Source organism: Labilibaculum euxinicum, assembly GCF_009795715.1.
In the GTDB taxonomy this organism is placed as follows: domain Bacteria; phylum Bacteroidota; class Bacteroidia; order Bacteroidales; family Marinifilaceae; genus Labilibaculum; species Labilibaculum euxinus.
On the sequence record NZ_WTCR01000001.1, the window covers coordinates 282,629 to 294,838 of the forward strand.

At 37.0% G+C, this 12,210-nt stretch carries 6 protein-coding genes; 5 read left to right on the top strand and 1 reads right to left on the bottom strand.

Translation table 11 applies throughout. The features are described 5' to 3' along the window. Window positions 1-2: 2 nt before the first annotated feature. Both GQR60_RS01070 and GQR60_RS01075 read left to right on the top strand, forming a co-directional pair. Entirely contained in the window at window positions 3-4,196 is a 4,194-nt protein-coding gene (locus GQR60_RS01070) for a PKD domain-containing protein (protein ID WP_124991167.1), read from the top strand. Between the two features lie 450 nt (window positions 4,197-4,646). Next, entirely contained in the window at window positions 4,647-5,018 is a 372-nt protein-coding gene (locus GQR60_RS01075; RefSeq protein WP_101310568.1) for a hypothetical protein, read from the top strand. A 72-nt stretch (window positions 5,019-5,090) separates the two neighbouring features. Here the strand turns inward: GQR60_RS01075 and GQR60_RS01080 are convergent, their stop codons facing one another. Next, a complete protein-coding gene (locus GQR60_RS01080) occupies window positions 5,091-6,902 on the bottom strand; it encodes a glycoside hydrolase family 15 protein (protein ID WP_124991168.1) in 1,812 nt (603 codons plus the stop codon). A 102-nt stretch (window positions 6,903-7,004) separates the two neighbouring features. Here GQR60_RS01080 and GQR60_RS01085 point away from each other — a divergent pair, with 102 nt between their 5' ends. From GQR60_RS01085 to nadC, 3 genes are all read left to right on the top strand, one after another. After that, a complete protein-coding gene (locus GQR60_RS01085) occupies window positions 7,005-9,212 on the top strand; it encodes a bifunctional alpha,alpha-trehalose-phosphate synthase (UDP-forming)/trehalose-phosphatase (protein WP_124991169.1) in 2,208 nt (735 codons plus the stop codon). A 182-nt stretch (window positions 9,213-9,394) separates the two neighbouring features. Continuing rightward, window positions 9,395-10,978 (top strand): L-aspartate oxidase, encoded by a 1,584-nt coding sequence (gene nadB, locus GQR60_RS01090; protein ID WP_124991170.1) that lies wholly within the window; start codon window positions 9,395-9,397, stop codon window positions 10,976-10,978. 10 nt (window positions 10,979-10,988) lie between these two features. Beyond that, entirely contained in the window at window positions 10,989-11,837 is an 849-nt protein-coding gene (nadC, locus tag GQR60_RS01095) for a carboxylating nicotinate-nucleotide diphosphorylase (protein WP_124991171.1), read from the top strand. Window positions 11,838-12,210 lie beyond the last annotated feature (373 nt).

Genomic DNA, 12,210 nt, shown 5'->3' on the forward strand with positions numbered 1-12,210 from the left:
ACATGAAATCAATTTTCACCATACTACTCGCAATAGCGATTTCTTTTCCAATACTTGCGCAAAATAAAAAACTAACAGCACAAAAGCACTCTACACTAGGAGTGAAAAATATCGTAATAACCGAAAAAACGTACAATGATTTAACCAATCCCACATTAAACAAAAGAAAGTTGGCTAAAATTGCGGACAAAGAAGCAGGAAAGCCAAAACGTGCGGATGATCCTATTGCCAGAGCCTTGTACGAAAGAAATCTACTGAAAAATCCTCTTACAGGACAGATCCCATTAAACATTAAAGAACTGGAAAAGGCATATGTCCTTTCTTCAGCCTCAGGTTTGCAAAGCAGATTAAAAACAGGAGGATTAAGCTATATCAATAGCGGACCTCGAAATGTTGGCGGAAGAACCAGAGCTTTAGCTATTGACATGAATGATGCAACAGGAAATACAATATTAGCGGGAGGAACAACCGGCGGAATGTGGAAATCAACCGATAACGGTGTTAGTTGGACCCGAACAACAAAGCTTGAAGACCACCCTAGTGTAACTTCTATTGCACAAGATCCAAACAACACTGCAATCTGGTATTATACAACCGGAGAACTAATAGGTAATTCAGCATCGGCAGGTAGTGCCCCTTACCGGGGAAACGGACTGTTTAAATCTACCGATAACGGCGACAGCTGGACATCTTTAACCTCTACTGCTTCCAACACATCTGAAATATATGATGCTTTTGATTATGCCTGGAATATTTGTATTGATCCTATCAACAGCGATGTATATGTTGCAACATCAGATGGAATTAAGCGCTCAACGGATGGAGGGACCAGCTGGACTGATGTTATCGAATCAGATTCCTATTATGAAGATATTATCTGTACTCCCAGCGGGATTAAGTACACTTCTTTAAGTGCCGATGGTACAACAAAAGGAATCTACAGATCGGTAACAGGAAATTTAAATGATTGGGAAGACATTACTCCTAGTGGATTTCCTGCAGATTATAACAGAGTGGTACTAGCACATGCACCAAGTAATACAACCAATGATATTGTTTATATTTTAGGTGAAACAATAGGAGCAGGTTTTCAGGATCACAGTTTTTGGAAATTGACTTATAATCCTGCCGCAACAACTCCGGCAACATGGGTAGACCGGTCACAAAATCTACCGGAAGGTGGCGACGGGGACACAGATGTAAATGGTTACAACTCACAGGGGTCTTACAATATGGTAATAAAAGTTGCTCCGGATAATGAAAATATGGTATTTATCGGCGGCACTAATCTGCTTCGTTCCGATGATGCTTTTGCAACAAAAGCAAGTCCTTTAAGTGTTGGGAAATCGACCGATGAATCAAAAACCTACTGGATCGGAGGCTACGCTACCGAAAATAATATTAGTCAGTATCCAAATCATCATCCGGATGTACATGCATTAGTATTTAAGAATGATAATGCAACATTACTATGCGGACACGATGGTGGAATTAGCATTACTAACAACTATAAACAAACAGACGATACATTTTCTGAAACAGCAGGAGACAAAAGCATGCCTGTTGATTGGGAATTTCTGAACAATGGCTACCTAACAACACAAGCTTATACAGTCGCTGTTGATAACGATATTAGAACAAACAAAGTATTGCTTTCCGGATTTCAGGACAACGGTACCTGGCTTGCTGAAACTTCCGATCCTGATAAAGATTGGTTAGCCTGGGGGTCAGGCGACGGCAGTTACTGCAGTATTTTTAATTTAGGTACCAGTATTTACTCTTCTTCACAAAGCGGCACCACTTACCTTGAAAATAACGTAACAGATGAGGCAAGTTACTATTGGACCCGTGTTGATCCTGAGGGAGCAACCGGACAATTGTTTATCAATCCATTTGTTGAGGATGCCAACAACAGTGAAATTTTATATTATGCTGCAGGACAATACATCTGGAGAAATTCCAATATTTTTGAAATTCCAAAACTACAATCCAATGAAGCCAATATAAATTGGGAAAAACTGGAAATATCAAAAGCAAGCGGAACTGTATCAGCAATGGAATCCTCAACCTTCCCTGCTCACATTCTGTATTATGGAACATCAACAGGAAAAGTTTATAAAATTGAAAATTCGCACTCGAAATGGGCAAAAAAAAATGACATTACAGGAACAAATATGCCAGCTGGAAATGTAATTTCTATTGATGCAAACCCTTTAAATGCGAATGAAGTATTGGTCGGATTTTCCAATTACGGAATTGAAAGTATATTTAGTACTACCGATGGGGGAACCACCTGGACTCCTGTAAGTGGAAATCTGGAAGAAATAAATGGTGAGAATAATGGTCCGTCCATCCGCTCAGTAGCTTACATGGTTTCACCAACTGACACTACCTATTATGCAGGTACCAGTACCGGTTTGTACAGTACAACAAAACTTGAGGGAAGTTCTACAATCTGGACACAGCAAGCAATTAACCAAATCGGAACCAGCGTTGTTTCAATGATAAAAGCTCGCAGAGATGGATTCTTTGCTGTTGCAACTCATGGTAATGGGGTATTTACAGCTGATGATGATTTTAGCTCTGCTGCTCCTGTTGCACTAATTGGAATGACAAAAGATTCTATTCAAATAGGAGAAGCAGTTGATTTCATGAACAGAAGTATTGGCGATGGGTTTACCAAGTGGGAATGGACATTTGAAGGAGCAGAAACAACAACTTCCGCCGACGAACATCCGCGTGGAATTACTTACAACACATCCGGCGTTTATAAAGTTAGCTTAACTGCTACAAATGCTGCAGGAGAAACTACCCAGGAAATCAGTTCAGCAATAGTTGTTAAATCTGTTAAATCTAATTTTATTGCGAATACAACAAATGTTAATGTTGGAACACAAGTCTCTTTTACGAATCAAAGTACAGGCTCTGATCTAAATTATAATTGGAGTTTCCCTGGTGGAACACCAGACAATTCAACAGAACAAAATCCTGTAATTACATATAATACAGTTGGTACATTTGACGTGACGCTTACTATCAGCGATAATGAGTATAATGATACAGAAACAAAAGTTGGATACATTACAGTTCTTGATCCTGACGATTTTGATGATACTTTACTTTACAATATTTCAGCTGAAGATGAATCAAAATTGTCCATTTATTCTTTAACTTGGGGATATACATCCGGACACAACAATTATAACATGTCTCAATTTGCTGAGAAATTTGAGATGGTTAATCCTAACTTAAACGTTGTACGAAGTATTCAGCTGAATCCGGTTTTTGTAGAAGCACAATCTTCAGATCCTAAAATTGCAATCAAAATTTGGAATGGTGAAAGCATACCCGAAACTGAAATTTATTCAAAAGAAATTGCATTTTCTGAACTGCAGGCCCGCCAGTTTAATGAAATTATTCTTGACTCTCCAATTGAAGTCAACTCTAGTTTCTTTGTTGGCTACGAAGTCTTTTATGAAAATCCTGTTGATACATTTGCTGTTTGGCATCTTCCTTTAGATGGAGATATTACTTGGGACAATTCAGCCTACCTTACCTATGAAGGTGAATGGAAAAGTTTCTCGGATGGAAGTATCTATGCTGCCAATTCAGCATTAGCCATTAAAGCATTAGTTGGATATGAAGAAAATATTGCACCTCCATTGAAGGCTGATTTTACCGTAAACTCAACTACCACAACAACAGCAGACAATATTAGCTTTACTGATTTATCAACAGGCGCAATTGCATCATGGGAATGGAATTTTGCAGGTGGTACTGCTGACGATAATACATTGCAGAATCCTACTGTATCATATAGTGAAGCAGGGATTTATGACGTAACATTAACGGTAAACGGCACAAATGGTACATCAAATACCAATACCAATACCAATACCAAAGAAAATTATATAACCGTTGAGATGGCTACAGCAATTAATGAACTGGGCGAAGAAGTTGAAAAGCTAATGATATATCCTAACCCACTGGTGTACAAAAGTAATGTAGTCTTCCCTAACAAAACCAATCAGAAATACCGGTTGGTGGTTGTGGATGCCAGTGGCCGTGTGGTTCGGATTATTGAAAATATTACAGGAAACAACGTGATTATAAACCGGGAACAATTGAAACCCGGTGTACATATCATCAACCTTTCGGGCGAAAAAATATACAAGGGAAAACTATTGGTGAAATAAGAAGATCAAATAGATATTTTAGTGAGAGCTTGTCGTAATTCGGCAAGCTCTTTTTTCTCCTCAGACACCAACAAAGCTTCTTAGCTGGACACGATATACCCCTTATGACGTATTTTACATCTCCTGATATATATTTTACTATCTGCATGATGAATTTTACATCATAAATCAGGTATTTTACTTACTGTAAATCGTTTTTTACATCTTTTATTATCTTTTTACCTAATCTGATAGGTAATTTACATCTCATATTATCTTTATTACTTAAATTATTACGTTTTTTACATCATAAAGGATGTATTTTAATGACTAAACTATTGATTTTACTATCTATAAGGTTTAACTTTATACTTGTAGGAAGCATATTTGCTCTTAGGTTTACAATTTCTGTAAAAGAAACGGATGAACTGAATCAGGAAGAATATTAATTTTTAAACCCGCCACATACGCATGAACCCAAAATCAGAAAAAATCCCCTTCAGCATTCACCGAATGATTCGACAAAACTTATCGAAACGAAACCTAACGGTAAGCTGGTTAGCACGAAAAATTAATATCCGCCCTATTTCACTTCACCAACAACTGGACAGATCAACACTTCAGGTAAACAGACTATGGAGTATCTGTCAGGCTCTTGAATTAAATATTTTTCAGGAAATTGCGAATAGACTGGAGAGAGAGAATCAATCACAAAAGGCTGTAGAAAAAGGCATGGAACTATCTCAGATAGATGCAGAAGTAGATGGCCTTAAAAAAAGAATCGAGTTACTCGAAAACGAAAACAAAACCTTAAAAGAGGTAATCAGTTTACTGAAAGGTTAAATCAGAAAATAAAAACAGCACCAAATAACCGATGTCAATATGGTGCTGTTCAAACAATCATTTAAAATTTTCTTAACTACTCAACTGATCCAACAAACTATCCTCATCATCGAAAGTAGAATCTGAAAAATTTAATGCTGTTTCGATAATCGCCAAGTGGGAATAGGCCTGTGGAAAATTACCTAGCATTCGTTTCGAAACAAAATCGATATCCTCAGCAAACAAACCCAAGTGATTTGAATAGGTTAATAACTTATCAAATTTCTGTTTTGCCTCCTTCTTTTTGCCAATTTTATACAAACTGTTTATCAACCAGAAAGAACAAATTGTGAAAGCTGACTTTGGCGTCCCAAAATCGTCCTTATTTTTATAACGATACATTAAACCATCATGTTCCAATTCGTTTTGAATGGTTAGTACTGTCGATTTATACTTCTCATCTGCGGCATTGATAAAACCATAACTCTCCATTAACAATACAGATGCATCCATATCCTCAGAACCATAAAATTGGGTGAACGCCTGTTTCTTTTCACTCCAGGCCTTTTTCATGATATCTTCTTTCACCGAATGTCGAAGAATGGTCCACTTCCCCACATAATAATCGCGCTTCAAAAGAGTTGCAATTTTAACCGCCCGGTCGAAAGCCACCCAGCACATCACTTTACTAAAAGTGAAATGAAGACTTCTACCACGAATTTCCCAAATTCCCCGATCCGGCTTTTTCCAATTCTCCTCTACAACCTTCACAATGCTTCTTACAATGGTCCATAATTCCTCACTATGATCGAGAGAATTTTCAAACATTTCGAAATGCTGATGAATCAGATCCACCAAAATTCCATAAATATCATTCTGTTTTTGCTTGTAGGCAGCATTCCCAACGCGAACCGGTTTCGATCCTTCATAACCTGCAAGGTGTTCCAACTCGAATTCCGAAAGCTTTTTCTCACCATTAATACCATACATGATCTGAATTTTCTCATTCTTCTCAGGAATAATATCCATAATAAAATTCAGGTATCGTTTTGCCACATTATAATGTCCCAATTGGGTGAGAATCTTAACAACCATAGAACCATCACGAATCCAGCAAAAACGATAATCCCAATTTCTAACTTCACCTATTGTTTCGGGTAAAGATGTTGTTAATGCAGCAAGAACGGCTCCACTTTTTTGATAACTTAACAATTTCAAAACCAATGCACTTCGATTGGATTCTTCATTATATTTAGGCAGTACTTTGGTTTTTTCGCTCCAATTCAGCCAATATGTTTTTGTGCGCTGTAATTTCAAATAAATTCGGTCAAGTGTTTGTTCCAGTAACTTCTGATTGTAACTAACCTCGCAAAATTCATCTTTTTCCAATTCAATGACTTCCTGATTCAATATATCAGAACCTTTAAAACTGGAATACAAATACAAAGAATCGTAATTACCTGATGTTGTATACGATTTTATAAATTTCTCACTGGACAATTTATTTTTAGTTGTATTTCGGGCATAATCCAGTTGAGGATTGTATTTAATCCGAAACTTTGGTTTTCCATAAACCAATCGAAAAAAACGAACTACATCAGGAGGCATGTAGTAATCATTTTTCTCTGTTACATATCTGGGCATAAAATCCAAAACTTCAAAAACTCCATCGATACACTCAAATCTTGTTTTTAAAATATTTGTATTTTTTCGGTACTCCTGTGTAATATTTGTTGCACTCTCAGGTAAAATTTCAAAACTACCACCTTTACTCTTATCCAACAACTTAGCAAATGCCGAAGATGAATCAAATTGTGGCAAACACACCCAATCCAACGACCCCTTTTCCGAAACCAGTGCCGCACTTCTACAATTTCCTATTACCCCGTAATTTAAATTCTTCATAAAAAAATGCTATTTTAGAGCTTAACCATAAAAACTCCACGGAAAATAAAGATTTTCCATGACTTTAGACTGTTTTTAAACCAAAATTTAAATTTCCTTTTTATGAATCGAATTCACATTGTCTCCAACAGACTCCCTTTTAGTATTAACGTAGAAAATGACAACATCGAATTAATTCCGAGTGTTGGCGGGCTTGCAACAGGTATGAGGTCGGTTTACAAAGAATACAATGGAAAATGGATTGGCTGGCCGGGATTACCAAGCGATGATCTTGATGATCAATTAACTGCAAAAATTGAAGAAGAATTAATTAAAGAAGATTGTATATCTGTTCATCTGTCGAAACAGGAAATAGACTTGTACTATGATGGTTTTAGTAACCGGACTATTTGGCCGCTATTTCATTATTTCGCGCAATATATTGATTACGATCATGAATTATGGGACGCTTTTGTAAGCGTGAATCAAAAATTTGCTGATAAAGCACTGGAAACTATAGAGGAAGGTGACACCATTTGGATTCACGACTATCAATTATTACTGGTTCCTGAAATGATAAAATCAAAAAAACCTGGTGTTACCATTGGTTTTTTTCTCCACATCCCCTTTCCTTCTTTTGAAGTCTTTCGAATTTTGCCATGGAGAAAAGAATTGATACAAGGCATTCTGGGTGCTGATCTGATAGGCTTTCATACTTTCGATTATCAAAGACATTTTTGCAGTTCGGTGCGTCGTTTAATGGGGTACGAGATTTCATTCAACCAAATTCACATCGAAGACCGGATTATACTTGTTGATTCCTTTCCAATGGGAATTGACTACGATAAATTTAGAGATGCTGCAAATCAAACATTTCAAAAGCCGCTTCAGGAAAAATCGAAGCTTCATCGTGAGCTGGAAAAATATTTTCTGGTTTCACCTGAACGAAAGCTAATTCTCTCGATCGATCGAATGGATTACTCGAAAGGAATTCCAAACCGCTTACGGGCTTTCTCAAAATTCTTAGAAGATTATCCTGAATTTATAGGCAAAGTAACACTGATAATGCTTGCGGTACCATCCCGTGGAACCGTGGAACACTATATCAACCTTAAGAGAGAGGTGGATGAATTGGTTGGAACTGTAAATGGTAAATTCGGGAGTATTAACTACACGCCGGTTTGGTATTTTTACCGTTCGCTACCCTTCGAAAACCTGATTGAATTGTACAGTTCATGTGATGTTGCTCTGGTAACACCTGTGCGCGATGGAATGAATCTGGTTGCGAAAGAATATGTAGCATCAAGAACAAATAGAACAGGTGTTATCATTTTAAGTGAGATGGCAGGTGTTGCCAAAGAAATGGGGGAAGCTCTGATAATTAATCCCAACAATATTAATGAAATTGCAAGTGCTATTAATCAGGCCTTAATCATGCCGCTTGATGAGCAGCGGGAACGGATGATCTTTCTTCAGGATAGGATAAAACGATATGATGTTTTCAAATGGTCCAGTGAGTTTGTAAAATCTTTAGCAAAAGTTGAAAAAATACAAAACTCCTTCTATGCGAAGAAAATTAATAGTAAAATCATGGAAAATCTTAGCTCGAAATACCATTCTGCAGAAAGCAGGGCTATATTCCTTGACTACGACGGAACCTTAACCGGCTTCAGATCGAATCCAAATGATGCAAAACCGGATGAAGAGCTTCATAAAATTCTTTTCAAACTGGAAGAAGATCCTCGTAATGTAATTACAATTATAAGTGGCAGGGACAGAGTTAGTCTGGAGAAATGGTTTGACGGACACAAAATCAATTTGATTGTTGAACATGGTGTTTGGCTTAGAAAAAATCAAAAAGAGTGGAAAATGCTAAGCAATGCTTCGGATATATGGAAACCAAATATTCGTCCTACTTTAGAAACCTTTGTTGACCAAACACCAGGGTCTTTTATCGAAGAAAAAAATTATTCTCTGGTTTGGCATTTCAGAAAAGCAGAACCTGAACAAGGAGAACTTAGAGCAAATGAGCTTCGGGACGAGTTAACCACAATGATCGCCAATCACAACCTCGAAATATTAGAAGGCAATAAAGTAATAGAAGTGAAAAGTGGCGGGATAAACAAAGGGATTGCCGCTATGCAATTTCTTAAAAACCAAGATTTCGATTTCGTGATGGCCATAGGAGACGACTGGACTGATGAATACATGTTCCGTGAACTTCCGGAATCGACTCATACCATAAAGGTTGGACTTAAAAACACAGCAGCAAAATACAAAGTTGAATCTGTTGCTTCAGTTCGAAAACTACTTTCGGAATTCATTAAATAATTAGAAGCTAATAGCAGGCGGTAAATTCTCATTTACCGCCTTTTTTAGCTTTTCATGTATTTTAAAAGAGCTTTATCACACAAAAAATCAACGAATACTATTCCTGTTCTTTAAAATTCGTATAATTTTGCAACGAAATAAAATGAAATTCCCTAATTTCGCACGAACCAAGATTTTTAATAATGCTACACAAACAGTTCGATTATTTAGTAATCGGAAGTGGACTGGCTGGTTTATATTCAGCCTACTATGCTTCCCGCTTTGGGAAAGTTGCCATTTTAACAAAATCGAAGATTGATGTTAGCAATTCTTACTACGCACAAGGAGGCATTGCTGCTGTTACCGATCCTGAAGATTTTCCTCAATATCATTTAGAAGATACTTTAACCGCAGGTCGTGGTTTGTGTGACCTTATTCCTGTGGAAATTCTCGTTAACGAGGGGCCGGATCGTATTCAGGACATAATCGATTTGGGCATGCAATTCGATAAAGAGAACGGCAAACTGGCTTTGGGACTTGAAGGAGGGCATCACCGAAGGCGGATTCTTCATGCCGGTGGTGATTCAACAGGAAAAGAAATGACTCTTTTTTTGATTAAACAGGTAGTGAATAATCCCAATATAGAAATATTTGAAAACCATATGGTTTTTGAATTGCTTGTTGAAAATAAAATTTGTGCCGGAGCAAAAAGCTACAATATCACCAACAATACCAATCTCCTAATTGAAGCTAAGAATACAATTCTTGCTTCGGGCGGAGCTTCTGCGGTCTATCAAAGAACAACAAACCCGCACACTACAGTTGGCGATGGAATAAACCTGGCTTATAAGGCCGGTGCTACAGTAGCGGATATGGAATTCATTCAGTTTCATCCCAGTTCGTTTTATTCTAAGGAAGGATATACATTTCTGATTAGCGAAGCTGTTCGTGGTGAAGGTGCTCATCTTATAAATTCAAAAGGAGAACGGTTTATGTCGGCAATTCATCCTTTAGCCGAATTAGCTCCCCGCGATATCGTTGCCCGGTCCATTTTCAATCAGATGAAACAAAGTCAAAGCAATCATGTGATTCTTAGCCTTAAACATCTTGATGGAGAGAAAATAAAAAATCGGTTCCCGTCTATTAATAAAAATTGCGAATCTTCAGGCGTTGATATGACTCAGGAAATTCCAATTGCTCCTGCAGCGCATTATATGGTTGGAGGAATTAAAACCGGAATACACGCTGAAACCAATATATCGCGACTGTATGCCTGTGGGGAAATAGCTTCATCAGGAGTTATGGGAGCCAACAGACTTGCTTCAAACTCATTGCTTGAATGTTTGGTATTTGGTAAAAGAGCTGTCGATCATGCCAGGGAAACTACTTTGCTTACCGATCCGTTTCCCTTGAATCAGACCGAACTGCATATTAATACAGATCTGGAACAATCATTCCTAAATCATTGCAATGAAATTGCAAATGAGATGAATTTAAAGGCAGGAATAGTACGAAACCATACAGAATTGAAGGAAGTTATTTCACTTTTAGAATTAATTGAAAACAATTTCCCTTTTGAAGCTTATGAATATTACAGTGTTCGTTTGCAAAACCTTATAACAGTATGTCATCTGCTAACCACTGCAGCATTGGCAAGACAAGAGAGTCGCGGAGGTCATTACAGAGAAGATTTCCCAAAAGAAAAATCAAGATTCCTTACCCACTCGATTCAACAAATTAATAAAGAAATTTATTTTGTTCCTGTAGATCATCGATCTCAAGATTAAATTATCAAATATGAAAGAATCAGGATTCAACGTTCAGGAAATTGAACTCATCATTAATCATGCTTTTCAGGAAGATATAGGAAGTGGTGATATTACCACAAATAATATAGTACCCGAAAATACATCCGCGACTGCAAGTATGACCGCTAAAGCTGATGGAATAGTTGCAGGTTTGGATATTGCCGAAATGGTGTTTCGTAAATTGGATGCAAATTTAAAATGGAATCCAAAAATTAAGGATGGTGACCGAGTATCAAAAGGAGACGTTATTCTTGAAATAAAAGGAACATTCAGGGCTCTTTTAACCGGCGAAAGACTAGCCTTAAATTTACTGCAAAGAATGTCGGGTATTGCTACCGAAACAGCTAAATATGTTGCCAAAGCTAAAGGGACAAAGGTGAAAATACTGGATACAAGAAAAACAGTTCCCGGCTTACGGACATTCGACAAATATGCAGTTAAAATGGGAGGAGGAACCAATCATCGCATTGGTTTATATGATATGGTAATGATTAAAGACAATCACATTAAGATTGCCGGCAGCATTACCTCCGCTGTTGAACAGGTTCGTAAAGCAATTCCTTCGGATATTAAAGTGGAGGTAGAAACAACAAACTTAGATGAAGTTAAAGAAGCTGTTACTGCAGGCGCAGATATCATCATGCTCGATAATATGAGTAATGAATTAATGAAAGAAGCTGTTGACTTCATTAATGGCAAAGCTTTGATTGAAGCATCTGGAAATATGAATTTGGAGAGGATTGCCGGAGTTTCCAAAACAGGAGTAGACTTTATTTCAATTGGTGCTCTCACCCATTCTGTAATTGCATTAGATATCAGTCAAAACATTATTCTTTAGTATTCCAAAGAAGTATTACAGGAAGAAATATTAAAAATTTGAGTGTGAATATTTTTTCCTGCAAAAATATTCGAACACAATAAAGGCGCGGCAAAAAAGCAATCCATTTTTTCTTACGAATTGTGTCTGTTGTATGAGTTTGTAATTTATAATTGATCTAAATAATAAACTCTCTGCCATTCAAAATCAATTTACACATCAACAAAGGAATTCCAACTTTATTTTTTTTCTCAAAGTGCTTAAACACTACCAATTAAAGGCATAAAGTCCCTGAGCCAATTTCAACTAAATCGATCTATTATCAAAAAATATATCAGAAATTGAATACGTATTACTCACAATCTTTATCCAATTCAAAACACTTTTTTACAAA